Here is a 26,068-nt window from a genome sequence, read left to right on the forward strand (position 1 = left end):
AGTTTCATTACTGAAACTTCGAATTGAAGAACCAACGCTCTCGCAGGAACTGGGGAACCCAACAACGCACTGGCACCATGGGTTGAGATGCAAATGCCTACAGCTATTTACTCAATGACACGCAGCATCGTCCTGCAAATCAACAAGCTGTTTGGATGGAGACAAACAAACCAGAGACCTCAACAAGCGACTCATAGCAATGCGACCAAGCATCGGCATCACAACCAGCCGTTCTCACCTGTGATACCGGCATTGTTTGAGCTGTTGCGGCTCGTCGCAGCTGACGCCTTCGACCAGATCTTTCCTTGGAAGCATTGCTGTCAGCACGCAACTCCCGGTTTCCGTCGCGGAGGCTTTCCTTTCTGCGCGGATCGTCGGGTGCAGCCATCGCATCGATCCTTCATTTGCGCGCGCCATGATTGCCCGGCGCCCCCGCAGGCAACCTCCCCTCCAGGGCGCATGCCAAGCTTCAATAGCTTGGAAGGACGGAGTGCACGCCCTCTCCCGCTCGGGTTTCGCCTGTTAATCTTGGCCACCATGGATGTCCCCAGCAGCCTCCGTCCCGCCGCGCCCACCGTCCTTGCACTGCCCATGGCAGCTGCAATACTGCGCGCTGGCGTGACCAACGCAGATGGCAGCGCACCGGAATGGCTGGCTTCCATCGCAAAGCCAATCCTCCCCGACTTTTTGCTGCCGCGTCAGCTGCCCCGCTCGAGACAATACAGTTCACATGTCTGACCCCCAGCCCGGTACGCCCCTGCACTACCGCCTCGATGACCTGCGTATCGACGTAGCGCGGCAACGCGTGGTGCGCGATGACGGTCAGGTATTGGATGTCACCGGGCTCAGCTTCCGGCTGCTGCATTACCTGCTTACCCAAGGTACCCGCGTAGTCGGCTTTGATGCCCTGATCGCCAACATCTGGGCACCGGCAATCGTCAACGAGGAAACGGTGACCCAACGCGTGCGCCTGCTGCGCCAGGCCTTGGGCGACGACGGCAGGCAGGCGCGCTACTTGCGCTCCGTGCGCGGCCAGGGCTACCAGCTGTGCAGCGAGCCGGTGATTGAGGATGCGCTGGCGGCATCCACGCAGCCAACCGCATCCGCTCCGACAGCTACAAGACAGCGTCGCATCGCGATCACTGCGGGCATTGCCCTGCTTGCAGCTGCTGCCGGTCTGGTCTGGTGGCGCTGGCCTGCCCCCGCCGCGCCAGCGACTTCACCACTGCTGCAGCGCGCCGACTATTACGCGGGCATCGGTCAGCGTGAAAACAACGAACGCGCCATGGCCTTGTACCGCCAACGCCTGCAGGAAGCGCCGGACGATGTGGCGGCAAAACTCGGGGTTGCCCGCGCCCTCGCCGCCCGCACCTGTCTGTACAACGGCAGCAGCGAAGATGCCGAGCAGGCCCAGGCTCTCGCCGAAGCCGTGATCGCCCGCCAACCGAGCTCGGCTGCCGCCTTTGCAGCGCTTGCCTACAGCCACGATTGCCGAGGCCAGATCCAGGCCGCGCTGGCTGGCTACGAGCGCGCCGTGCAGATCGATCCGAGTGCCGATTCCAGCCGTGCGTCGGCGGCCTACCTGTATGCACGTCAAGGACGTTTGAGCGACGCGCTCGCAGCCAACATGGCGGTGCGCCATCCCGAACGGGTGCGCTTCTGGGAGCTGCAGGTCGCCTCCAACCTCGACCTGCTCGGCTACACCGCGGCCGCGGAAGCCCGTTATAAACGCAGCTTCCAGTTGTACCCGGACAACGTCTTTTCCAACATCGCCTGGCCGGAGTTCCTCCACGATCACGGCCGCAGCGCTGAAGCACAGGCGGCAATGGACGAAGCAATCGCGCGCGGCACCGAACACGCCCAGCTGTATCTGCTCGCCGCCGAACTGGCACTGCAGCGCGGCGACCTCGACGCAGCGCGCAACGCGGCGCGGCAGGCACGCGCGCTCAAGCCACATGCCAGCCTGCCAATGACAATGGCATGGATCGTGGCGGCGGAAGCAAAGCCAACAGCGCCCGAGTTGCTGGCCCGCTCGCTTGAGCTGCGTTCGGGGCTCGGCAAGGGCAGCGATGCGCAGGATGGCATCGATGCCGCGATGCTGGCCGAGCTGGCCGGCGACGGCGATGCCGCGCTGGCGGCACTGCAGGCGGCGGTTGCGGCAGGCTATCGCAATGGCAGCTATCTGCGGGTCTCACCATTGCTGGCCGAGCTTCGCAGCGATCCAGGCTACGCACAGGTACTGCAGGCCATCGATACAGCGGTGGCCGCCGACCGGGCACGGCTCATCGCATCCGGTCAGCTGCCAGCCGATGCCCAGGCGGTTACGGCAACGCGTTTAGGATGTAGTCCTGCAGCAGCTTCTGGGTCTCCTGGTGCATCCCGCGCTGGTTGAAGCGGGTGCGCGTGACCACGACCACGAGTTGCTTCTCCGGCACCACGAACACCGCATTGCCACCATTGCCGGACATCGCCCAGGCATGCACGGGCTTGCCGCCTGCGGTGAATGGGAAACGCCAGATCTGATAGCCGTAGTCAGCATCGAATGGAGTCTGTGCCGCGACCTGGGTCATCGCCTGCGTCCACGCAGCGGGCAGTACCTGATGACCTTTCCAGCGGCCATTGTCTATCAGCAATTGCCCCAGCTTGGCCAGGTCGCGACTACGGTATTCGGTGCCACCACCGCCCATGCCAACGCCTTCGGACGAACGGTTCCAGACCGACGCTTCAATTCCAAGTGGATGCTCCAAGGCCTCGGCAGCGAAGCGCTGCAAGGGCATATGGCTGGCACGTTCGACAATCGCCCCGAGCAGGAAGGAGTTGGCGGTGCAGTAGGCGAAGGCACGCCCGTGCGGACTATCGGCCGGCCGCTTGGTCCATGGCGCATAGCCACGCTCGGGCAGGTCAAGGGTGAAGCCGGTCCAGTCGGCGCTGACATACATGCGCTCTTCGTGCCCGGCCGAGTACTCATTGTTGTCGTCGCATTCCCACTGCGCGCTCATCGTCAGCAGGTCTTCGAGCGTGATCGCGCTCTTGAACGCACCGGGGTGCGCGGGCGTCCGCTCCGGGAAGAAGCCCAGCACCGGCGCCTTCACCCCGCTGATCATGCCGCGGTCGATGGCAGCGCCCACCAGCATCGCGGTCACGCTCTTGGTCAGCGAACGGGTGTTGTGCAGGCTGCTGCGGTCAGCGCCATTGAAGTAGGCCTCGTGGACCAGCGCCCCGCGATGCACCACCAGCACGCTGGTGGTATCGGGTGCCTGCCCGCCCTTGATCGCGGCATCCAGGGCGCTGAGCTTGCCGGCGTCCAGTCCGTGGCTGGCCGGGTCGGCGATGGGCCAATCATCGCTGGCGGGCGGGGCTGAGGCGGCCGAGCCTGACGCAAGCAACAGGGCGGCGAACAAAGGAAGGCGGATCAACAGTGACATTGGGGTGCTCCATGTGTGGAGCGCACAGCCGAACATTCGCTTGGATGAAACGCCTGATGCCTGGATGAAGATTTATGAAGTTGTTTGTAATCAGTGACTTGGCGGAAAGGCAAAACCGGGGTCAGAGTGGGGTTTCGGAACGAAACCCCACTCTGACCCCGGTTTTGCTCTCGCTTACAGCTTGGTCCTGTCAGTAACAAACACCGGCAGCGGCACATCCAGCACTTCCTCGCTCAAGCCGCGCCCAGCCAGGAAGCCGGCAATATTGTTGGCGATGTCCGGGTTGCCCAGCCACATCTCGTTGTCGTGGCTTGCCCCACGCACCAGCAGCTCCTTGCCTTGGCTGAAACCCGGCAGCAGCGCCTGGGCATTGGCATGCGGGGTGCGCCCGTCCAGTGTGCCGCTGATGAACAGCACCGGCACATCGCTGTGCAGCGGAGCGCGGAACGATTCGCCCAGGTCCAGCATGCCCAGGCCGTCAGCCACCTCCGGGAACGGGAAGTTCAAGGCGTCGCCGAGCAGGCTCTGGCGTGCCTGGGCGGCAGCCAATGCGCGCCGTTGCGGACTCTGCCCGGAGGCCACGTCCATCGCCGTCGGCATGGCGCGCCAGCCGCCCAGGCCCTCACGTACCATCAGGGCGATGGCGCCGAGCAGGTCGTAGTTGCCAGCCTCGGCCTCACGCAGTGCCAGCGGCAGCATGCGCTGGGTGGAGCGGCGACCAAGTGCGATCGCTATCGCCATCTGTGCATCGAACTCGCCGATGGTCACCTTCCTGCCGTCATGCATGGGGCTGCTGCCCTGCCCCGGCTGCTGCCGCAGTTTGGCCAGCACACGCTGCGCCGATCCCTGCAGGTCTTCGAAACCGTCCTTCTTCGCGATGACAGCGAGATCCGCCAGCAAGGCATCCGCAGCCAGCGGCAGCTTGATCGTGTCATCCGGGCCTTCGCTGCCCATCAACACCACGCGCTCCAGGCTGTCGGGGTGGCGGCGCACGGTCGCCAGCGCCAGGTGCGTGCCGTAGCTCATGCCCCACAGGCTCAGCTTGGGCAGCGCCATCGCCTTGCGCAGGTACTCGATGTCGTCGGCACTCTCGGCGGTGGTATAGGCACCCAGATCAACTCCTGCGTCCTTCCAGAAGGCAAGGCAGCTGACCAGTGATGCCTTCACTGCAACCAGCGCCGCGTCGCGCTGCAGCGGCTGGGCGTCATCGAACTTGTGCTCGTGTGGGCACTCCGGGGGCATCTCGGAGAAATCGGTGCCACGCTGATCGAGCAGCAGCACGTCGGTCTCGCGCCGGACCCGATCGAACACCGGCCAGCGCGGGCCAAGTGCGGTGCCGAAACCAGAACCGCCCGGGCCACCGGCCAGATAGACCACCGGGGCAGCGCTGCCATTGCCCCCGGTCGCCGGCAGGCGCACAACACGCAGGCGGATGCGCGGCCCGTTCGGCTCACTGTGGCGGCGCGGTACCTCGAGAAACGCTTCCTCCGTGGCGATGGTGCCGTTGCCCTTGGTCTGCATTGCATAAGGTGCGAATTTCAACGGTGCAACCGCATCGCTCGCCAGTACCGGGGAGGTACAGGCCAGTGCCAGGCATAGCACCAGCAGGCGACCTGCTGCCGGAGCCACCCGCCGCAAGCCCCCGATGCCTGCCGCGACAGCAGGCGCACTGGAACGCGCCAATGATGACTTCAGGCAAGGACGACAAGCAGCGGAAGCGGAATGAGAGTTGCTGGACATGGCGGGCTCCAAACGGGAGGAAGGGTGGGTCTGCTCGTGGTCTTGGCAGCCCGGAAACATCCCGGGTGCTTCGCCACGGAGCCAGCATCCACGCCACCACGACACTTGGGTGGCACGCGTCCGCCCAACAGCTCCAACTGACCGCCCAGCGTCTCCGTCCAGCCGATACGATAGGCCCATGCCGATCCTACGAACCCTGGGTGTGCTGGCCGTACTGGTCCTCGCGGTCTCTGCGTGGCTGGCCGTGCTGATGCGTGACGTAAAGACATTCCACGTACTGAGCGGTGAGATGGCACCCGCCGCCATGTCTGCCACGTTGCCGACATCGCCACCCGGCAAGCTCGACTGGCAACCTATCAACCAGCGCAGTCTGGCCGACTGGCGCGGCCCTTACTGGCTGCGCTGGCAAGTACCCGCAAACACCACAGCCGAGCGCGACGGACAGACATTGCGCCTGTCATTGCGCGCCGCCAGCCAGGTCTATTGGAATGGCGAGCCACTCGTCAGCAACGGCAAACTCGGCTTGAACGCCGTACAGGAACGCCCAGGCCAGCTCGACATTACCCATGTGCTGCCGCGTCCCTCATCAACAGGCAACGACGAACTGCTGGTACTCGCATCCAGCCATCACCAGCAGTTCGGCCTGTACAGCGCGGATGCGCTGGCGGTGATCGCGCCAGCGGAGGTGCTGTACCAGCGCAGCATCCTGCCCTGGCTGATCGCCGCCCTCGCCACCGGCGCGCTTGCTGCAGCCTGCCTGTACTTCCTCGCGCTGCAACGCGGCCGGCCACAGATGGCCGGCGGTCGGCTGCTGCTTGCGCTGTGCATGGTCGGCATCGCGCTACCGCTGGTCGAAGGCTGGCGACCGCTGCTCGGCTACGCCTATCCGTGGCATGGTCCTCGCCTGTACGCGCTGCTGGCGTTGCATATGGCAGCGGCGATGCTGCTCCCTGCCTACCTTGCACAGCGCTTCGAAATCGCGGTGCCAAAGGCGCTGCGCTTAGGCTATGTGGCGGTATTGCTGGTGGTCGTAACACTGCTGCCCAGCTTCGATATCCGCTCCTCGGTGGTATTGCTGCTGAGCCTGCTCGCCTCGGCTGCGGTGTTGTTTCGCGCTGATGGTGAACGCGAAGAACGCTGGCCGATCCTGGGCCTCTTGGTTGCCGGTGTACTTGCACTGCTGTTCGCCCCGGGCGCGTTTCTTGATGGCCCCTACTTCCTGTTGCTCGCAGTGCTGGTGGGCTTCCTGCTGCTCTGCCACGCCGCGCAGGTTCGCAATCTGGATCTGCACAATGCACGCCTGCGCGAGGAGCGCGCAAACCTGTCGCTGCAGCTGCTGCAGCGGGGCATCCAGCCACATTGGCTGATGAATACCCTCACCTGCCTGCAGGAGTTGATCGAGCAGGCGCCGCCTCGCGCAAGCCGATTGGTCGAATCGCTGGCCGAACAATTCGACCGCCTGCGCGACAGCAGCAGCCGCCAGAGCGTGCCGCTGGTCGAAGAACTGGCACTTTGCCGTAACCATCTGGATATTGTCGGCCAGGCATTGGACCAGCCGATGATCCTGCAGGTCGATGCCAACGACATGCAGCTGTCGCTGCCGCCAGGCGTGCTGCATGCACAGGTTGAGAACGCGCTGACCCATGCCGGTGCCAGCGCCTGCGCGCAACGCCCGTTCCAGCTCCGTGTGCAGCGCGATGGCAATCATTGGGTACTGGAATTGCGTAGTGCACGCGGTAGCGCGCCGCACCGTGGCCAAGGCACCGGCACCCGCTACATCGAGGCCAGTCTTGCCGCCTCCCACCCCAACCGCTGGCACTACAGCCAAGGTGCCGATGGCGCCGACTGGTGCAGCCGGATCGAGCTTACATGCGCATCCTGATTGTTGAAGACGAACCGCTGGTACGCCAGCGTCTGCTGCGCCTGTGCGCGGAAATCGCCGGCAGCCGTGCGCGCTTCGATGCCGTCGCCGATCTGGACGCGGCGGGTGATCGCCTGGAACGCAGCGTCTACGACGGTCTGCTGCTCGACCTCAACCTCGGCGGCGAAGATGGCTTCGACCTGCTGCGGCGCGCCGTCGCCGGTCGCTATCACTGCGTGGTCGTATCCGCGCACCGCGAGCGTGCACTGCAGGCCTTCGAACATGGCGTGCTGGATTTCGTGCCCAAGCCATTCTCGCGCGAGCGCCTGGGCCAGGCATTGGAACGCCTGTTGGATGTAGGCCGCTACAGTGCTGGCCGCGCCCGCTACCTCGGCATCTGGCGTGCACAGGGCACCGCGCTGGTGGAACTGGCCGACGTGCAATGGATACGAGCCGATGGTGACTACAGCGAACTGCGCATGCGTGATGGCCGCAGCGAACTGCACGACAAATCGTTGGCCGGCCTCAGCGCGGTGCTGCCACCGGACTTCGTACGCTGCCACCGCTCCTATCTGGTCAACCTGCGCCATGTCAGCACCCTGCACGCAGGCACCGGCAGCCGTTACTGGTTGGTACTCAATGGCGGCGGGGAACTGCCGGTTGGCCGCGCCCATGTGGCTGGCCTGCGGCAGGCACTCGCGCTTGAATGAACCAACCGACGCATGGAATTGAGCAGGCTCTGTAGCCCGCCGGCCAAGCGCGGCGCACCCGGGAACTTGCGGAGCGTCATTAAACCACGTGCCCACGGAATCTCTGCAACAAGCACATCAGCGCCATAGCCGATTCATCCATTCCCCGGGTGCGCTGCGCTTACCCGGGCTACGGGGTTCCGCTGAAGAGCCGGGCCCGCTCGATCAAGGTGCCCGGCAATGTAATCCCCGCCGCCTGCTCAAGGGCTCTGGGGCGTTGAACGCGCCTTGCTCAAGGCATCCTCGAAACTCTCCTTGTGCTCGTCCACCAGCCGGGCGAGCAGGCCTGGGTCCACAAATGCATCTTCATCGCCATCGGCGCGTTGCGCCTGCCGCTCAAGGATGCCGGTGGTATCGGGATGGCCGCTCAGGACGATGTCGGCCTGCATCGCGCCAAGCTTTGCAAACGTCGCGCGGAAGTCTTCGGCGATAGTCGGGTAGCTGCGATTCCCAACCAGCGTATTGCCGGCGACGGTAATGCTGCACAGGAACAACAGCTCGCGCGGCGTGCCGCGATCGTTCACGGTCATGCTCCAGCTGGTGCATCCGGCGGTGTGCCCCGGCGTGAGGTGCGCCGTCAGCTCGACATCACCAAGCCGCAGCTTCTGCCCATCGCTGACGATCTCATCCAGCTTGATCGGATCGAAGGGCTGGATGCCGTAGTTGTTGTCGCCCTGGTTCCTGCCGTTCTCAAGCGCCCAACGGTCGCCAGCGCTGGCAGCATAACGTGCACCGGTGTCGCGTTTGAGTGCTGCCATCGCGCCGACATGATCAGCATGGGCATGGCTGCTGAGCAACAGCCGCACATCATGCAGCGGCACACCCAGGCTTTCGATGTTGCGCTCGATCTGATCCGCGTTGGCAGCAAGCGGAGCATCCAGCAGGATCGCACCCTGCTCCGACACGATCAGGTAGGCCGCCAGTCCCTCGCTGCCTACGTAATAGATGTTGTCGACGATGTGAAATGGTTTGATCGGTGTGGTCCAGTCCGCGGGCGGCCCAGCCCACGCTACCGACGACGCCGTTCCGGCAAGCACCATCGCCGCCACCTGCAAACTCCTGCGAATTCCCTGCTTCTGCATCATCTCCGCACCTTGTCCGATAAGTGCAGGAACTGTGCGCCGTAGAGGAGATTGCGACAAATGCGTAGAACTGGGCCGAGCCATGAGTTTTCCTTGGCCTTTGCCCATCTGCCGGCAGGCCGGCAGGACACGTGCCAGGCACCCCGCCATCCGGCAATAAACGGCCGGCGTTCGCCGCGCACCGTAATTGCGATTCTCCGGTCTGCAATTTTTACGGCGTTTTCATCGCTACGTATCACCACCAAGCCGAGCCCAGCAGTATCTTCGCGTCCATCCGCCCCGAGAAGCCACAATGATCCGTCGATCCTTGTCCCTGCTGCTTCCGTCCCTGTTTGCGGCTGCAGCGCTGTCGGGCTGCGACGCTCCCGACAACGCAACCGCCGTTGCCGACAAGGCCCCGGCATCAGACGCCAAAGAACTCCCGTTGTTCGACACCTTCGGCGACCTGCACCGCGACATCGGCAGCAAGGTGCCACTGGCACAGCGCTACTTCGACCAAGGCCTGCGTCTGGCCTATGGCTTCAACCATGAAGCTGCCGGACGTGCATTCGCCGAAGCCGCGCGCTTGGACCCGGCATGTGCAATGTGCATTTGGGGCCAGGCCTTGGTGCTTGGGCCAAACATCAACCTGCCGATGGATCCGGCGGCCGCCAAAGATGCCACGGCATTGGCGGCACGTGCTGCCTCCCTTGCCATCGGCGCGCGGCCTGTCGACCAAGCGCTGATCCAGGCACTGCAGAAACGCTACAGCGATTCCGCACCAGAAGACCGCAGGCAACTGGACCATGACTACGCCAACGCGATGGCAGCGGTAGTGGCGCAGTTTCCTGAAGACGATGACGCCGCCACGATGTACGCGGAGGCCTTGATGGATCTCTCGCCGTGGGCCTATTGGCAGGATGGCAAGCCCGCCGAGTTCACCCAGGCATTGGTCGGCGAGCTGGAGCGCGTGCTGGCGCGCAACCCGCGCCATATCGGCGCGATGCACTACTACATCCATGCCATGGAATCGTCTCCCGAGCCAAAGCGTGCCGAGCCCTACGCCGATGCTTTGGCTGCGCTGGCGCCGGGTTCCGGCCACCTGGTGCATATGCCCGCGCATATCTACATCCGCGTTGGCCGCTACCACGATGCAACCCTGACCAACCTGGCCGCAACCACCGCCGACAAGGATTTCCTCGCGGTCTGCCGTGGCAGCAATGGCGTCTATCCGCTGGGCTATGTGCCGCATAACTGGCACTTCGCCACGATGACCACGGGACTGACCGGCTCACGCACGCTGTCCATGCAGGCCGCCAAACAGACGGCCGATCGGGCGGACCGCGCGGCCATGGGCGAGGCGCCGATGCAGTTCATGCAGCAGTTCGTGGTGGCACCGCTGCTTACCCAGGTCCGTTTCGGTGATTGGGACGGCATCCTCGCCGACACCAGCACTGCAGCCGAACTTCCCTATCCTGCCGCGATCCGCCATTTCGCCCGCGGCATGGCACATGCCCGCAAAGGCGCACTGGCAGAAGCAATGCGCGACGCCGAAGCCCTGCATGCCATCACCGCCGATACGGCAATGGCGCAGGTCAGCTTCTTCGACATCAACCACGCCGACGGCGTGCTGCGTGTTGCCGATGCACTCCTGCGTGGCGAACTGCTACGCGCGCAGGGAAAGCACAGCGAAGCGATTACCGCCTTGCGAGAGGCTGCAGCCGCCGAAGATGCCCTGGCCTACAACGAACCCGCCGACTGGCCGCTACCGGTGCGCCCCTATCTGGGTGCCGCGCTGCTGGAGACAGGTGATGCGAGATCCGCAGCCGAAGCCTTCAATCAGGACCTGAAGACCTATCCGGCCAATGGCTGGTCGTTGTTCGGGCTGGCGCAGGCACAACAGGTGTTGGGCCAGGCCGATGCGGCAGCCGAAACCAAACGCCAGCACACAGCAGCCTGGCAATGGGCAGATGCGGCGTTGGCAGCTGCGCGCTACTGAACCAGCGCTGGCCGCGACCTGGCTGCATCCACATCCGGCAGCAGCTCGGCCATGGCTGCCAGCGCCGTCGCCTCTCGCTGCTGCCAATCGCCGCCCAACTGGCGGAAAGGAATCTGCCGGCTGCCAAGCTCACGCAGATACCAGGCATGCTGCCAGCGCCGGAACGCCTCGTCGCGGCGGGTGCCGTCCTGCACGAATGGAACATCAGGGTCACACAGCAACACCAGGTCATAGCGACGCTGCGACAATTCCAGCAAGCACGGATCGGCGCGACCAAACATCGCCTCGGCGTACAACAAGGTGGTCAACGGCGAGGTGTCGCAGACCAGCCAGCCGGTGGCGGCACCCAGCAGATCTTCCTCGCGCGCCACCTGGGTCTGGGCGATATGCAGCAGATCCGACTCCTGAAGCTGGCCATCCTGCGCCTCCCACAGCTCGCGACCATATTCGGCGGCGTAGACACTGTCGCAACGCGTGGCCAGTGTCCAGGCCAGCGTTGATTTCCCGGTGGATTCACCACCCAGCAACACCACCCGCCTGACGAAATCACGGTACACCTGCGGCGCCAGCTGCTGCCGTTGCGCATGCAGGTCCGCGCGCACTGCAGTGCCCGATACCGGTACGCTGCGCCGTGCCGGATCGACCTCAACGTGCGCCACCGCGCGGCCGCCATGCAGCTGCTGTTGCTGCGACAGCACTGCGGCGAAACCGGGGCCGTAGTCCTCGCTGGTGAATACCAGATCCACCTCGCTCTGGATCACCTCGCGCAGCAGCCAGGCCATGAACAGGCGATGTGCCTCGTCGCTGGCATCGTTACCCGGCAGGCATCGCTGCGGCAGCCCCAAGCGCTGGCAATGTTCGGCCAAGCGCGCGTCGTCGAGCACCCAGTGGTTGGCGTCTGGATACAGCGCACGCAGCCACGTCTCTCGCCGATGCGGCGCCATGCCGGGAAACTCGGGCTTGGTGTAACTGACCACGATCAGCCGCTCGCAGGCCGCCTGTGCATGATCCAGCAGCAACTGGTGACCGCGGTGCAGCGGGCAGAACTTGCCCACCACCAGGCCGACCCGTAGCGCGCTCACGCAGCCGCGCCCTGCTCGCGCCACAGCCGGCGCCAATGCCGCCATGCCAGCCAGGCGTTGATCCAATAGGCCGCATACAACACGGACGTCAGGGTGAGACCGCGCGAGGCGTACAGCGGCACCGCGATGGTATTGACCAGCACCCACACCGGCCAGGTCTCGATGCGCCTGCACATCAGCAGCAGCTGCGCCAGCACCGACAGGCACAGCACCGAGGAATCGGCGAACGGCGCGTAGGCGTCGGTGAAGCGATGCAGTACAAGCCCGTAAGCGCCGCCAGCCAGCAGCGCTCCGGCGCCCATCAGCAGGAAGCTGCGCAACGGCGTGCGTTTGATCGGCAACGCTTCATGGCTGGCGCTGGCGTGCCAGTTCCACCAGCCGAACATGCTGGCCACGACGAAGAACACCTGCAGCAGTACATCGGCGTACAGCTGGGTATGCCAGAACAGCAGGCCGAACAGCGAGCAGCCAATGATGCCGGTCCACCATGTGTGCACGCTATTGCGCGCCGCACACAGGATGGAGGCGGTGGCGAAGGCGTTGGCGGCGATTTCCAGTGCGGTCATGCGCCCAGGCCTTCGGTGAGATCGGTGGTGTATTGCAGCACTTTGTCCTCCGCGTGCATCAGCACGACCTGCACCGGCAGGTCGTCCAGGGTGTGTTGCAGGGCCGCTTGCGCCTGCTGTGCGTAACCGGCCTCGGCGGCTGGCAGATGCAGGTTGACGCTGCCGTCGGCATGCTGGTGCACACGAAAACGCGACAGCGGCAGCGCCGCCAAAGCGTGGGTCAGGTCGATGTTATTGATCCAGCGGCCACTGCGGGTGCGGTAGCGTACCGGTCGCCTGCCCTGCAGGTCGACAATCATCGGCACATCGCCGCACATCGCCAGCGCGCCACGGTCGCCGGTGCGGTAGCGCAGCAGCGGCAGGCAGAAGTTGAAACCACCGGTCAGGGTGATCTCACCGACCTGGCCGTCGGCAACGGCACGACCGGCATCGTCCAGCACTTCCACATACATGCCCGGCTGCAGCAGCACATGGCCACCTGCGGCGGCGTCATGCACCGCCAGCGGGCCGGCTTCGTTCATCGAATAGATGTCCAGTACCGGGCAATCGAATTGCTGTTGCAGCATCTGCCGCAAACCGGGCGACAAGGCCATCGAGACCGACAGCAGCGCGCGCGGCCGGTGGCTCAGTCCCAACTCCAACAAGGTGGCGAAGGAGATCGGATCACCAGCGATCACCTCCGGCTGCAGCGCATCGATATAGCGCGCGCGGTCATCGGGGTGGCGCCACTCGTCCGGATGCAGGTTGATCTTGGCCAGCCCGGACTCGTCCATGCTCGGCGTCACCGATACATAGGTGAAGCAGCGTTGCTGCATGCCCAGCAGCATCACGCCCATCTGCCCGCGACCGTTGCGCAGCTGTACGCCCGCGCGCGCCAGCGCACGCTTGTGGTAAGCCAGATAGCGACCGGCCACGACTGGATGCGATGGCAGCACCAGCGGGTGGCCGGTGGTACCGGTGGTGCGGAAGTTCATCATCCGCTGCAGCGGCACCGGATCCGGCACGAACTGGGCGATGTCGGCGGCCAGGTCACCGCGATGGGTGGTAGCGATGTCCTCGAAACATGCGGCACGACCGCGCGCGCGGAAGTACGGCACCTGCGCGATCACCTCATCGACAAGGCTCTGCAGCCACGGTGGTTGTGAGCCCGGCTGCCACTGGAAACCAGCGCCGAGGATGTCGCGTTCGTAGGCGCGCAGCTGCTGCACTTCGGCGGCGAGCAGCCGATTGCCGCTCTGGTTGCGGTAGCGCGGTGCCGCCGGATGCTCACGCATCCGCTGCAGCATCGCCCTGCCCGCTTCGCTCAGGGTGGGATAGCGCTCACCGTCGTGCGGGTCTTGATTCACTCGCGCGGTCACTCGCGCGTCCATTTGTCCGCCGATTCCTCGGCGGCCTTGCGTGCCAGCGCCTCGCGGATGGCACGCGCGCGCGCTTCGGCAGCGCGGCTGGCTTCCAGCAGACGACGGCGTTCGACGCTGCTGACGCTGGCCAGGCGATCGGCTGCCTGCGCCGCGGTTTCACCCGCTGGCAGCAAGCCAAGACGGGCGATGGCCGTACGCACCAGTTCCTCGCGTCGATCCGGGTCGTGCAGATAGCGGTTCACTGCGGCTTCTGCCGCCAACGCGGGCACAGCCTCGGCAAATACCGGCAGCAGCGCCTCGCGCGGGAAGCGCAGCGCGTGCCAGGCTTCATCGGCGAGCAGCCAGGCCATCACCGCGGACAGGCTCAGCTGGTTGGCGGTGACCGCTGCCAGGTTGCCGGACAGGCTGGCCTGCAACGCAGAAGGCAAGGCGACGCCGTGCAGGGCCAGCACGTCATTGACCACGGCGGCGACCTGCAGCTGTCCTTCGCGGCCGCGCCGTGGCGGATCGAGGAAGTCCGGTGGTGTATCGATCAGGCGACGCAGCAGGGCGTCCAGCGAGGCGCTGTTGCTCATGATTGGTTCCGTAAGGTGTTCTTCATCGGCCCGCACCGCCCAGCGACTGGTAGTGGCGTTGGCTGAAATCACGTGCGAAGGCCAGCAGATCGGTCATGTCACGTACGACGTGGATATCCCAGCCCTGCTCGCGTGCGCGCAGCAGGTCGGCGGTCCAGCCTTTGGCACCGATCAGGCTTGCCGGCAAGGGACTGTAGAGATTCAGCGCCATGGTGCCGCCAGCCCGGCCCACACGCAGCGCCTGCGCGGCGACATCCCAGCCGCTGTTGCCGCACTCGTCCCGCTCGAACATGGTGGTGATGCCGTCATCGGAGATATGCAGGATATGTACGGCACGCGCAGCCGCCGGCCGCTGCGCGTAGGTGCTGCGCAGGCGATGGATGGGGAAAGCCGTTGCGCCACCGAAGTAACCCACCAGCACCTTGAGGATGTCGTCCTCGCTGCGCACGAAACCATCGGTGTGCAGGCATTGCTGCTTGCCGCTCCACAAGGTGGCCTGCACGCGCGCACCCGCCCGCAATGCCGACAACGCGATCACCGCACCGGCCAAGGTCAGCCATGAGGTGACCTGCTGCGGATCGGGCATGGAGCCGGAGCTGTCCACGTACAGGTCCAGATCAATCGGTTCATTTGCAGGTTCGTTGCCCGGCGCCGGCCCCATCACCCGCTGCACGGTGGTCACCCCCGGCACCACGGTGGGCGACTGCATCAAGGTCTGCAACCAATCCACCGCATCCAGCGGATCGCCGGGCTCCCAGGCTTCCAGCCCTTCCAGTTCGAGCTCCTGTGCCTGCGGCTGCGGGCTCACCGGGAAACGGATCAGGTGCGGCAAGGCACGCTCGCGGTAGTAGCGCACCGCGAATTGCTGCGGGTCCATGTCCAAGCCGGCCGCGCGCAGGATTTCACCGTACTCGAACGGCTCGCGGGTCTGGCCGTAGCCGGGCGCGCGGGCTGGCAATGCGTCCTCCGCCACCACGTCTACTGCACCAGTCTCTTCCTCGCCAGTGATGCGCGGATCGAGCGCCGGATGCAGCACCGGTGCGAGTTCGTCTTCTTCCAGCCGATCCAGTCCCACCGGTTGACTGCCGCGCCCGGCATGGCGGGTATCCATCAGCGCATCCACGCGCGCGTCACTGATCGTCTCCAGCAAGTGCGGCAGCAGCAAGGCACTGAAACGGCTGGCACCTTCCATCCATTCGCCGGCATAGGTGCGGATCACCCGCGCGCCCAACCAGGCATCGCCGCGCAGGCCTGCATCTTCCAGCGCTGGCCCGCCCAGGCTACCGGCCGGCTGCTGCCACAGCTGTTCGTAGATGCCCATGTACAGCTGCCACAGCGGTGAACTACCGCTGGCACCGGTGGCAAGGCGCTGGTAGATCTCGGCCATGCGCAGGCCGCATTGGCGTTGCAGGCGGTCGTTGATCAGCAGGTCGGTATAGAGGTTGGCGACCATCGGCGCGTGCGCTTCCAATGTCGGCAATGCGCGATGGATACGCGCCAGCAGCCGCGCGTGATCGGTGGCCGTGGCCGGTGCCAGCACGTGATGGCCGATCTCGTGGGCGAGGATTTCGCGGGCGTGATCCTGCAGCCCCAAACGCTGCACCTGCGGCAGATCGATCACCACCCGCTGGTCGGCCAAGCGGATCATCGCAAAGCTGCCGGTCAGGCCCTCCTTCGCTGCCTCGACGCTGCTGTCGCACAGGCGCGGATCCTGCAAGCGGGTGAAACGGCTCCAGTCGGCCAGCGCCAATGGCCAGGCGGCGCGCCAGTTGGCCAGCAGGCTTTCCTGCTCGGTGCTGCTCATGCCGCGCCCGGTAGCAGGCGCACGTGGTGCGACCACGGCGAATACAGGGCGATGCCGGCGGGTCCAGTCACTGCCACAAGGCCATCAGCTGGGGCGGCGTAAACGATGGTGGTCGTGCCAATGCGCGCGCCGTGACTATCGATTGAAAGCTGTGTGGCCGGCGTGACCCGCGCGGCGGCAAACTCCGCAGCACTGGCTGGCAACACCACGCCGCCGAAGGCATCGGCAATCAGCAGGAAATGGCGGTCGCCGCTACGTGCGATGAAACCTTCCGCGCTGGCGCGCAGCTCCGGCGGTGCAGCGAATGGGCCGCCCAAGCCGGTGAAACCGCCAACCGTCTGCCCCTGCACGCTTGCAGCTGCCCCCTGCGGGTGCCACCAACGCTCGCGGCCGAGCTGGCTCCGCAGCGACGGCCACTGCGCTACGTCGACGCCAATCGCTTCTGCCGCCAACGCAGCAGGCATGCCATCGGCCTGTGCCAATGCCGCCACACGCAAATGCGCCATGCCCGCCTGCCATGCACACAGCGCGCCGACGCTGCGCAAGGCCGCCGTGCTGTCGCAACGCGGTGCCAATGCCACCATGCGCTGCAACCATGCATCGACGCGCACGCCCGGCACCTCGTGCATGCGCACGACCGCGTTGCTGAGTGCGCCCAGTGTTTCCAGTGGTGCAGCTGCGATCAGTGCTGCGGCAGGCACTGCCAGCTGCTGCCACGCGGCATCCACCCACGGCAGGCGAGCTGCCGGCCCTGCCAGTCCCTGCGCAACCAGTTCCAGGCCCAGCTCGAAGGCCACTTCGGTAGCCGCCGGCATCGCCGCTTCGTCCACGGCGGCAACCGCCAGGCACAGGGGGTCCAGCGTCTGCGCGACGAAGACCGAGAACGCCGCGGTGTCCAGGGTGGGCCAGCGCTGCCGCGCTTCGGCGACCTGTTGGTTGAGCAAGCTGCGGCGCGAAGCCAACAGACCGGTCAGTGCGGGTGACAGCATCTCAGCGCGCCTGCTGCCAATGCAGGTAGTTGGTGTAGCGTTGGTGCAGGTACTTGAGCTTGAGCAGATCGTCGTACAGATGACCGTAGAGCTTGCGGCCCTTCACCCGCTCCTCCACCAGCCGTTCGATGCGCGTGAGACGCGCACGCGTCTCACGCTCGCTGACGCCGTCAAGGCCACGTGCGAACTGCGCGGACAGCTCGCCGACCGGATCGTTGCGGTCCAGGTCCAAACGGTCGTATTCGGCATTGGAACTGTCCAGCAGCCAGCGCAGCCAGCTGAGCCGATCGCTGCGATAAGCGGCGTTTTCCGGCAGCGCGAAGAACGGCGCGTCCAGATCAGGCTGCAGCTTGTCGTTGAGCACGAACGGCAACACCTGGCGCACGTCGTCCAGCGCGACCGCGGCATTGCCGCGAAACCACGCCAGCGCCTTGGCGAACATCAGCAAGGTCATCAGGTTGCGTACCGACAAACCATTGCGGGTCTGGCAACCCAGGTCCTTCATGCGATCACGGCCGGAATCGGCAGCGATGGCCTGGGCCCAGTCAACGCCAGCCAGGCGCACGGTGTCCTTGGTCAGGTACTCGAACTGTGCACCGGCGGTTTCCATCAACTCGAACTGGCTGCTGAAGAACTCAATGCGCCTGCGCACATCCTGCGGCACCTCCACCGCACGGATCTGCTGCAGCATCTGGTCGCCTTCTTCCTCGCTGAAGATGATCTCGCGCGGCACCACTTCTTCCGGACGGATGTTCTGCTCGATGCGCAGCAGCATCTCTTCGAGGAAGCGCGGGTTGAAGGCCAGCGCCTGCACCACCACGTCGATGCGGTCGCGCAGGGCCTCGATCACCTGGTAGGTACCGCCGCCACGGTCGTCATTGGCGGTGAGGTACCACGCCGATTCCGGGCATTCGTAGACCTGGTTGAGCACTTCGGCGTAGTTGTCCCCCATCACCGTCAGCAGCGCGCTCTGGGTGCGGGTGGGGATGCGGTTGTACTCGTCGATGATCTTGACCCGCATGCCCAACCAGCTGCGCCAGGCGATGCGGATCTGCGACATGTCCTGCGCGGCGACCAGATCGGCCGGCAACGGATTGCCGAGCAGGTCGGCGATGGTCATCTGCGGGTGACCATGCTGCATGGCGCGACGCACCTCGCGCACCGGGTAACCGGCAAGCACGCCCATCAGGATCGCACTGGCGGTCTTGCCACGGCCGGGGCCGCCGACAAACAGGCATTTGCGGCGGGTGGCGAAGGTCAGCAGCGGCAGCAGCACGTAACTGGAATAGCTCTGCGCCGATGGCAAGGTCAGCTGGCGGCGGGTATCACCAACATTGAAGCTGGCCGACGGACCGGCGTGGTATTCGATGTCGTAATGCGGGCTGATGATGGCGTTGTTGACGATCCAGAAGTAGGCCTGGCGCAGCTTCTCGTCCAACGCCAGCGGCGCGGCATCGGCGGCGCCGGCCAGCTGCACCGGTCCTTCATACAGTTCGGCCACATCGAAGGTCCGCGCCACCGGCTCGGCCTTCGGGTTGGTTGGCGCCTGCGACAGGCGCTGGAACAGGTTGAATGGCGACACCGGGCGTCCCTTCATCACGGAACCCGGATTCTAACGTGGAGGCCGTGACGTCGGCCGTCGCTCAGTCAGTCGGCTGCGCGGACTGCTCGAACTCGAATACCTGCACGCGCTCGCCGGCGGATACGGTGGCCGTCAGCCGCCGGCCGTTGCGCTGGTAGGCGATCCGTTGCGGGAAGTCATGTCGGGGGTTCTCGAACACCACCGACTGCGCGCCCTGCTCCACCAGCGCGAACCTGACTGGCGCGGGATTCCCTGCAACATCGGCTACGTAATACAGCTGTCCGCCTTCATCGACGATGCGCAGGCGCTCCTGAAACCGCCGCTCGCCCTGCCGATAGCTTCGGCCCTCACCTTCCAGCACATCCGCCTGCCGACGCCAGTGCTCTTCACCGCTCGTACCGGCCGCCATGCCCGTGCGTTGCCAGCTGCCCAGCAGCCAATCCAGCGACGTCAGCTCGGCCGCAGCTGCGGTCACAGCGCTGGCTGCACCGACCAGCAGGACCAACCAGAGCAGGAACCTGCGCATCAGCTACGCGGCGGGATCAATGCATCATCCAGGGCGCTTGCACGCTGCCAGGCCGGGCGGGCACGCAGGCGCTCGCCATACGCGGCAAACGCGTCGCGCGCCGGCATGCTCTTGAACATCTGCCCCCACAGGATCTGGCTGCCGACGTAGACGTCAGCAGCGCTGAAACGCTCGCCGAACAGCCACGGCGATGCCGACGCTGCAACCTGCTCCAGGGTATCAATGGTCTGATCGAAGCTGCCGTAGCCAACCGTGCCGGCCTTCTCCAACGGTGCAAGCAGGCCCAGCGCCTTGGCACTGACTGCTGCCTCCACCGGCCCGGCTGCGAAGAACAGCCAGCGCAGGTAGCTGCCGCGCAGCGGATCATCGACGGCGGGTGCCAGTCCTGCAGCAGGAAACGCGTCGGCCAGATAGGCGCAGATCGCGGCAGCCTCGGTCACCACCACGCCGCGGTGCACGATGGTCGGCACCTTGCCCATCGGGTTGATGGCGAGGAACTCCGAGCCTTTCATGCTCTGGCCGTATTCCAGCACCTCGGCGCGATACGGCTGGCCCAACTCCTCCAGCATCCAGCGCACGATGCGCCCGCGTGACATCGGGTTGGTATAGAAGACGATCTCTTCTGCCGTGCTGCCCATGCGCCTGTCTCCGGAGGATGAGGCGGCAGTCTAGCAACTGCGCCCCAGCACCGGGACAGGTGAATGTGCAGGACTCAGCCTTGCTCGCGCGGGCGCGGCGGTGGCGCCGGTGGCTCCACGCCCTTGCCCTTCAGGCAGGCGTCCATGGCTTGCCGGTCGAACCGGGGCCGGGCCGATCCGCCTTGCTCCCCAGCCGCAGCTGCAGCACCGCCGCCTTGTTCGGCCAGGCAGGCGTCAAAGGCCTTGGTGAATGCCTGATCACGCGGCGGCGAATGCGGCGGCGGACCACCGGGGCCGCCACGGTGCGCGCCGGGCGGTGGGCCATCCTGGCAGCGCCCAAGTGCAGCGCAACCGGCAAGCGACAACAGCAGCAACGAAGCCGCAAAGGGTGTGATCTTCTGCAGGGATCCATGCATGGAATGCTCCAGGTTCAATGAGGAAAGGGACGCCGCATTGCGGCGAGCAGGTTGTCGGACAACGGGACCAGGCGCGCACGGATGTGCTCGCGTCGTGCGGCATCGAAGCAAAACTGGAATTTGCGGCGATCACGCAATGCCCCTCCCGCGCCCTGCTTCCAGGGTTCATCGCTGCGCACCAGAGCGCTCAGATCAGCTGATCCTGCAGTCCCACAATCGACGACATCGCAACCGAGGAACGCGAATATCCGCGCCAACTCCTGCTGCGGCTGTGCGATGAGCTGCTCGTAGCGCACCCAGAGATGACGACGATCATGCAGCCACATCTCGCTTTCAGCGACGGCGCGGTTCCAGCGATCAATCGCGCGATCGACATCCGCGTAGACATGCCAGGGCCGATAGCGCGCAGCGGCCGCATGCAACGATGCGACTACTTCTTCGCCATCACGCAGCAGATGGATCACCCGTGCATCCGGCAGATGCCTGCTGATCGAGCGCAGATAGAACAGATGGTCGGGGGTTTTCTCCAACCAGAGTTGTCCGCCGGAATCATCGCAATGCGCCGCCAGCGCATCTGCAAACGCCTGCAGCTGCACGTCGACCGGGGCGAATGCCGATGGCGATGGCGATGCAGCTGCCAGCTCGGGAACGCCGGCCCAGGCACGCCGAACCTGTCCAGCGGGAACCCAACCCAGCCAGGCCTGCAGCGAATGCCGCATGCCATGCAGCTGTTTCCAGCGCCACGCCCGCGCTGATTCGCGACGCCGGTCGCCGTAGCGCAACAGTCGCCGCAGGAAATGCGTTTCCGGCAACGAGACGATATCCGGGTGCGTACTCAGCAAACGCTGCAGCAAGGTGGTTCCCGAGCGCGGGCACCCCACCAGGAATACCTGGCCGATGGCTGCCTTCATTCCTTCACCCGCAACAGCGTTGGCACGGGCCGCCGCCGCAATGGCAGCCCTTCCGTTACCACGCGCTGGAAGCGATGGATGAAGGCATCCTGGTTGTCCACGAAGTGCTCGCGTGCCTGCCGTGACAAATTGTTCAAAGCACTGTCGGAAAGCCGCAACGCGCGTTTCACCGCGAGTTCAATGCCAGCCGGGTCGACGTAATAGCGCCATACCAGATCGCGCTTGACCGCCTCGGCCGGCAACATCAACAGCCCACGCCGCGCACTCACCAGTTCATTCATGGGTTCGCCATCGGTGGTCAGCGTCACCGCACCCACGCTCAAGGCTTCCATCAGGTAGTGACCGTAACCTTCGGTTTCGGACGGACAGATATGGAACAGGCATTGGTTCTGCAATCTGCGTAGTTCGGCCTCATCAAGCACCGCGATGCGATGGTCGATATTGTCCGCCGTCACCTTCGGGCCGGCAGTGCGCGGGTTCTGCACCACGATCAGCAGCGGCCATTGCGGGTGCCTGCGCCATGTTTCCAGCAACACCTGCGTGCCTTTGGCACTGCTGCGCCCGGCCAGATGGAAGAACACACGCTGGCGCTGCACATCGGGCAGCAGGCGGTCCTCGCTGGTGAAGCCGATGTAACGGGTGGTGCAACCCAAACCGGCAAAGATGCGCTCGGCGTGACGGGTCTTGCACAGCACCGCATCAAACCGCGCCAGGTTCGGGTGCCAGCGCGGCAGGAACCACTCCGGATTGGGCAACAGGAAATTGCGTTCGGCCAAGGGCAGGCAGCGCGGGTAGACGCGCTCGGAGAATATCTGCAGCGGCACCCGCCCCTGCAGCAGACGCCGCCCCCACAGGCCAGCGACTTGCGCGCGGGTGCGGCCGGTACTGCCAAGTCCTACCCGCTCGGTTGCAAACAGCGGTGCCAACAAGCGCTGCATCAGATCCAGGTCACGGCTCAGGCCAACGCCGTTCTCGCGACTGATCAAACGAACGCACGGAGCTGTCATGGTGGAGGGCGCCAGAGTGGGATGGCGCACTCTAGCCAGCGGCTTTCAACCCCCGATGCTGAACCGGGCGACAGTCCGCCCGGCACTGACAAACATTGACAAATTGGCGCGCTATGATGCGTCGCGCGGCCCCGGATGCGGAGTCCCCCAGCACGGCCGCAGCGAAAGGAAGCCCATGCCCACCCATCTCCTGGTGGTCGACGACGATCCCGACCTGCGCAACCTGATAGCCGACTTCCTCGGCCAGCATGGTTACAGCGTGGCCACCGCCGAAAGCGCTGCACAGATGCGCCTGTCCATGAACAGCCAACGCCCTGACCTGGTGGTGTTGGACGTGATGATGCCCGGCGAAGATGGTTTGAGCGCGATGCGTCAGCTGGTCGGCGAACGCAATGCGCCGCCGGTGATCATGCTGAGCGCGCTGGGCAGCGATACCGACCGCATCATCGGCCTTGAAGTGGGCGCCGATGATTACCTGTCCAAGCCCTGCAACCCGCGCGAGTTGCTGGCGCGCATCCGTGCCCGCCTGCGGCGTGCGCAGGCCGATGCCGAGCAGACACAGAGCCCGCACCCGGTCTACGAATTCGGCGGCTGGCGGCTGGACGCGCTGCGTCGCGACCTGCGTGATCCCGATGGCGTCTACGTCACCTTGTCGGACAGCGAATTCACCCTGCTGCGCGCCTTCGTCGAGCATCCACAATGGGTATTGAGCCGGGACCAGCTACTGGACAATGCCCGCAACCGCGGTAGCGACGTCTACGACCGCGCCATCGACAGCCAGATCAGCCGCCTGCGCCGCAAGTTGAATGAGCGCGGTCATCCAGAACTGATCCGCACCGTGCGCAACGAAGGCTATCTGCTGCTGCCACCGGTAAGACGTCTGTGAAACGTCCGCTTTCCATTTTCACCCGCACCTTCCTGCTGTTGCTGGTTGCCCTGCTGGTGGCGTTGGCGCTTGGCATCGGCCTGCTGCTGACCCGGCCCCCGGTGCGTCCGGCAGGCGTGCCGCTGTCGGAAGTGGTGGCGCTGCTGTCCAGCGAACTGCCCTCGGCCAACAACCGCCTGACCGTCGCCGACAGCGCGCGCCAGCCCACCTGCCCTGAAGGCCATCAAGCCGACCCCTTCATGCGTGCGCGGCTGGCCGGTTGGTTGGGCGTGCCGCTGGATCAGATCCAGTACTGCGGCGGCATGCGTCGGTTGGGGCCGGATATGGGCATGCACATGCCACCACCGCGCCGTTTCGATCCATCCGCGGACGGCGGCAACGGGCCACAGCCCGATCAGACAATGAATCGCCCGCCCCCGATGATGCAGAACGCGCCGCCTGTCGACATCGGCCGCCGCGCCAATGCACCCTTGTTCGGTGACTTCATGGTCGCCCTGCACAGGCCGGACGGCCACTGGCGCAGCGTCACCCACCGCATGCCCGGTCCACTGCCGAGTGTGGCCAATCATGTGCTGTTGCTGTTCCTGCTCGGCGCTTTGGCGATGCTGCCGTTGGCGTGGTGGTTCTCGCGTGCGCTGTCTGCGCCCATCCGCAGTTTCGCCCAGGCCGCTGATCGGCTCGGCAGCCACCCTGGCACCGCACCGCTGGATCGCAGCGGTCCGGCCGAACTGGCCCGCGCGGCGGACTCGTTCAACACCATGCAGGCACGCATCAACCGCCTGATCGATGAGCGCACCCGTACCATCGGCGCGATCGCCCATGATCTGCGTACACCGCTGGCGCGGCTGTCGTTCCGCCTGCAGGCCTTGCCGGAGGAATCCCGCGACAAGGCCAGCGCGGACATTGATGAGATGAGCCGCATGATCACCGCCGCGCTGGATTTCCTGCACGGCCAGTCGCAACCCGGCCCACGCGACCGCCTCGACTTCGCCAGCCTGGTGGAAAGCGCGGTCGACGACCTCGCCGATACCGGCCTGGAGGTAAGCCTTGGCAGCGCTGAACCGGCACTGCTGCTGGGCGACCCACTGGCATTGCGGCGCGCGGTATCCAACCTGATCGACAACGCGCTCAAGTACGGCGGCAGCGCGCGCCTGCAGCTGTACCGCGATGGCGAAAATGTCGTGCTTGCCGTGGACGACGACGGTCCCGGCATTGATGCGGCACGCGAGAACGAGCTGTTCCTGCCGTTCGCGCGCGGTGATGAATCCCGCAACCGCGATACCGGCGGCATCGGCCTGGGCCTGTCGGTGGCGCATGCGGTGGTGCTGGATCACGGCGGCACCTTGCGCCTGCACAACCGCAGCGAAGGCGGCCTGCGTGCCTTGATGACGCTGCCTTGCCTGCCGGCTGATCAGGCAAGCCTTGCCTGAGACGGCGCGTCATTCCCGCGCAGGCGGGAATGACGGCACAGGAGCAAAGGCGAGAACCTCGCCTCGAGCAGCCTCGTCAATCAGTATGCAAACTCGCCGAACAAGGGATCGACGCTGCCATTCCAGCGTCCATGGAACAGCTCCAGCTTGCGCTCGGCTGCGGTCTTGCCCGAATCAACAATCTCCTGCAGCACATCCAGGAAGCGCGTTTCATCCTGACCATCGGCATTGAGCGCGGCACGACGACGCAGGCCGTCACGCGAAATCGCCAAGGCTTCGCGTGCGAGATCACGCACGGTGCCATTGCGGAACGGCAGGTTCATCGCCTGCCTGGGCACGCCATCGCGCAGCACGTTGCGTTCGGCCAGGCTGAAGTCCTTGACCAGGTCCCAGGCCGCATTCAACGCGGTCTCGTCATACAACAGGCCCACCCAGAATGCGGGCAGCGCGCAGATGCGGCTCCACGGGCCACTGTCGGCACCGCGCATTTCCAGATACTTCTTCAGCCGTACTTCCGGGAAAGCTGTCGTGGTGTGGTCCGACCAGTCACGCAGGGTCGGCAAGGCGCCCGGCAATGCCGGCAACTTGCCCTGCAGGAAATCGCGGAAGCTCTGGCCGCTGGCATCGTGGTAGATGCCGTCGCGGTAGGAGAAGTACATCGGCACATCCAGCAGATAGTCGACGTAGCGCTCGTAGCCGAATCCATCCTCGAACACGAAGTCGAGCATGCCGGTACGGTCCGGATCGGTATCGGTCCAGATATGCGAACGGTAGCTGAGATAACCGTTGGGCTTGCCTTCGGTGAACGGCGAATCGGCGAACAGCGCGGTGGCGATCGGCTGCAGGGCCAGCGATACGCGGAACTTCTTCACCATGTCCGCTTCACTGGCGTAATCCAGGTTGACCTGCACCGTGCAGGTGCGGGTCATCATGTCCAGGCCGAGCGAACCGACCTTGGGCATGTAGCTCTTCATGATCTGGTAGCGGCCCTTGGGCATCCACGGCATGTCAGCGCGGGTCCACTTGGGCTGGAAGCCCATGCCAAGGAAACCCAGCTGCAACTCACCTGCCACCTGTGCCACTTCATTGAGATGGCTGCCGGTCTCCACGCAGGTCTGGTGGATGGTTTCCAGCGCCGCGCCCGAGAGCTCCAACTGACCGGCCGGTTCCAGGGTCACCGAGGCACCATCACGCAGCAGCGCGATGGTATTGCCGTTCTCCTGCACAGGTTCCCAGCCGAACCGGGTCAGCCCGTCGAGCAACGCATTGATGCCGCGCTCGCCTTCAAAGGTGGGCGGGCGCAGGTCATCCAGGCGGAACCCGAACTTCTCGTGCTCGGTACCGATCCGCCATTGCGACTTGGGCTTTTCACCCGACGCGATGCTCTGGACCAACTGGTCGCGGTGGGTGATGGGTGTGTCAGCGACGTGGCTCGGGCTCGACAAGGGCAGGCTCGCAGA

General features: G+C 65.2%; 22 protein-coding genes. 6 read left to right on the top strand and 16 right to left on the bottom strand.

Translation table 11 applies throughout. From position 1 onward, the window contains the following. Positions 1-730 precede the first annotated feature (730 nt). Positions 731-2,392: a winged helix-turn-helix domain-containing protein gene (locus Q5Z11_RS16675; RefSeq protein ID WP_303747427.1), complete on the top strand. Its 1,662-nt coding sequence runs from the start codon at positions 731-733 to the stop codon at positions 2,390-2,392. On the opposite strand, the gene Q5Z11_RS16680 is transcribed toward Q5Z11_RS16675, so the two are convergent. Next, positions 2,322-3,425 carry a serine hydrolase domain-containing protein gene (locus tag Q5Z11_RS16680; RefSeq protein ID WP_303747428.1) on the bottom strand — a complete coding sequence of 368 codons (1,104 nt, stop codon included), beginning with the start codon at positions 3,423-3,425 and terminating at the stop codon, positions 2,322-2,324. The genes Q5Z11_RS16675 and Q5Z11_RS16680 overlap by 71 nt on opposite strands. Before the next feature lie 174 nt (positions 3,426-3,599). Next, entirely contained in the window at positions 3,600-5,165 is a 1,566-nt protein-coding gene (locus tag Q5Z11_RS16685; protein WP_303747429.1) for an alpha/beta hydrolase, read from the bottom strand. A 178-nt stretch (positions 5,166-5,343) separates the two neighbouring features. Here Q5Z11_RS16685 and Q5Z11_RS16690 point away from each other — a divergent pair, with 178 nt between their 5' ends. Further along, on the top strand, positions 5,344-7,047 hold the full coding sequence (locus Q5Z11_RS16690; RefSeq protein ID WP_303747430.1) for a histidine kinase: 1,704 nt from the start codon (positions 5,344-5,346) through the stop codon (positions 7,045-7,047). Then, positions 7,035-7,736: a LytR/AlgR family response regulator transcription factor gene (locus tag Q5Z11_RS16695; protein ID WP_303747431.1), complete on the top strand. Its 702-nt coding sequence runs from the start codon at positions 7,035-7,037 to the stop codon at positions 7,734-7,736. Before Q5Z11_RS16690 ends, Q5Z11_RS16695 begins: the two co-directional genes overlap by 13 nt. 239 nt (positions 7,737-7,975) lie before the next feature. On the opposite strand, the gene bla is transcribed toward Q5Z11_RS16695, so the two are convergent. Further along, positions 7,976-8,860 (bottom strand): subclass B3 metallo-beta-lactamase, encoded by an 885-nt coding sequence (gene bla, locus Q5Z11_RS16700; protein ID WP_303747432.1) that lies wholly within the window; start codon positions 8,858-8,860, stop codon positions 7,976-7,978. A 289-nt stretch (positions 8,861-9,149) separates the two neighbouring features. Here bla and Q5Z11_RS16705 point away from each other — a divergent pair, with 289 nt between their 5' ends. Beyond that, the gene (locus tag Q5Z11_RS16705; protein ID WP_303747433.1) at positions 9,150-10,835 is read left to right on the top strand and encodes a hypothetical protein; all 1,686 of its coding nucleotides are present in this window, start codon (positions 9,150-9,152) and stop codon (positions 10,833-10,835) included. Here the strand turns inward: Q5Z11_RS16705 and Q5Z11_RS16710 are convergent. The 12 genes from Q5Z11_RS16710 to Q5Z11_RS16765 form a co-directional block, all read right to left on the bottom strand. Further along, positions 10,829-11,917 (bottom strand): AAA family ATPase, encoded by a 1,089-nt coding sequence (locus Q5Z11_RS16710; protein WP_303747434.1) that lies wholly within the window; start codon positions 11,915-11,917, stop codon positions 10,829-10,831. The genes Q5Z11_RS16705 and Q5Z11_RS16710 overlap by 7 nt on opposite strands. After that, complete coding sequence (gene pnuC / locus Q5Z11_RS16715) at positions 11,914-12,483, bottom strand: nicotinamide riboside transporter PnuC (protein WP_303747435.1); 570 nt, start codon at positions 12,481-12,483, stop codon at positions 11,914-11,916. The genes Q5Z11_RS16710 and pnuC overlap by 4 nt, the downstream gene beginning before the upstream one ends. Beyond that, positions 12,480-13,853 (bottom strand): AMP-binding protein, encoded by a 1,374-nt coding sequence (locus Q5Z11_RS16720; RefSeq protein WP_303747436.1) that lies wholly within the window; start codon positions 13,851-13,853, stop codon positions 12,480-12,482. The genes pnuC and Q5Z11_RS16720 overlap by 4 nt, the downstream gene beginning before the upstream one ends. Beyond that, positions 13,838-14,419: a hypothetical protein gene (locus tag Q5Z11_RS16725; protein WP_303747437.1), complete on the bottom strand. Its 582-nt coding sequence runs from the start codon at positions 14,417-14,419 to the stop codon at positions 13,838-13,840. The genes Q5Z11_RS16720 and Q5Z11_RS16725 overlap by 16 nt, the downstream gene beginning before the upstream one ends. A gap of 22 nt (positions 14,420-14,441) precedes the next feature. Continuing rightward, positions 14,442-16,223, bottom strand: coding sequence for a hypothetical protein (locus Q5Z11_RS16730; RefSeq protein ID WP_303747438.1), 1,782 nt, complete (start codon positions 16,221-16,223; stop codon positions 14,442-14,444). Next, positions 16,220-17,212 (bottom strand): hypothetical protein, encoded by a 993-nt coding sequence (locus Q5Z11_RS16735; protein WP_303747439.1) that lies wholly within the window; start codon positions 17,210-17,212, stop codon positions 16,220-16,222. The genes Q5Z11_RS16730 and Q5Z11_RS16735 overlap by 4 nt, the downstream gene beginning before the upstream one ends. Position 17,213: 1 nt before the next feature. Then, complete coding sequence (locus Q5Z11_RS16740; protein WP_303747440.1) at positions 17,214-18,809, bottom strand: AAA family ATPase; 1,596 nt, start codon at positions 18,807-18,809, stop codon at positions 17,214-17,216. Positions 18,810-18,855: 46 nt separating this feature from the next. Further along, complete coding sequence (locus Q5Z11_RS16745) at positions 18,856-19,320, bottom strand: DUF6265 family protein (RefSeq protein WP_303747441.1); 465 nt, start codon at positions 19,318-19,320, stop codon at positions 18,856-18,858. Beyond that, positions 19,320-19,958 (bottom strand): glutathione S-transferase family protein, encoded by a 639-nt coding sequence (locus tag Q5Z11_RS16750; protein ID WP_303747442.1) that lies wholly within the window; start codon positions 19,956-19,958, stop codon positions 19,320-19,322. Before Q5Z11_RS16750 ends, Q5Z11_RS16745 begins: the two co-directional genes overlap by 1 nt. Before the next feature lie 74 nt (positions 19,959-20,032). Further along, positions 20,033-20,374, bottom strand: coding sequence for a hypothetical protein (locus tag Q5Z11_RS16755; protein WP_303747443.1), 342 nt, complete (start codon positions 20,372-20,374; stop codon positions 20,033-20,035). A 14-nt stretch (positions 20,375-20,388) separates the two neighbouring features. After that, on the bottom strand, positions 20,389-21,285 hold the full coding sequence (locus Q5Z11_RS16760; RefSeq protein WP_303747444.1) for a sulfotransferase family protein: 897 nt from the start codon (positions 21,283-21,285) through the stop codon (positions 20,389-20,391). Beyond that, the gene (locus Q5Z11_RS16765) at positions 21,282-22,292 is read right to left on the bottom strand and encodes a glycosyltransferase (protein WP_345783894.1); all 1,011 of its coding nucleotides are present in this window, start codon (positions 22,290-22,292) and stop codon (positions 21,282-21,284) included. The genes Q5Z11_RS16760 and Q5Z11_RS16765 overlap by 4 nt, the downstream gene beginning before the upstream one ends. A gap of 175 nt (positions 22,293-22,467) precedes the next feature. Between Q5Z11_RS16765 and Q5Z11_RS16770 the strand changes: the two genes are divergently transcribed. Then, a complete protein-coding gene (locus tag Q5Z11_RS16770; protein WP_303747445.1) occupies positions 22,468-23,178 on the top strand; it encodes a response regulator in 711 nt (236 codons plus the stop codon). Next, positions 23,175-24,608, top strand: coding sequence for an ATP-binding protein (locus tag Q5Z11_RS16775; protein WP_303747446.1), 1,434 nt, complete (start codon positions 23,175-23,177; stop codon positions 24,606-24,608). Before Q5Z11_RS16770 ends, Q5Z11_RS16775 begins: the two co-directional genes overlap by 4 nt. 80 nt (positions 24,609-24,688) lie before the next feature. On the opposite strand, the gene Q5Z11_RS16780 is transcribed toward Q5Z11_RS16775, so the two are convergent. Then, on the bottom strand, positions 24,689-26,053 hold the full coding sequence (locus tag Q5Z11_RS16780; protein ID WP_303747447.1) for a glutamate--cysteine ligase: 1,365 nt from the start codon (positions 26,051-26,053) through the stop codon (positions 24,689-24,691). Between the last annotated feature and the right edge of the window lie 15 nt (positions 26,054-26,068).

Source organism: Stenotrophomonas sp. 610A2 (genome assembly GCF_030549615.1).
Lineage (GTDB): Bacteria > Pseudomonadota > Gammaproteobacteria > Xanthomonadales > Xanthomonadaceae > Stenotrophomonas > Stenotrophomonas pigmentata.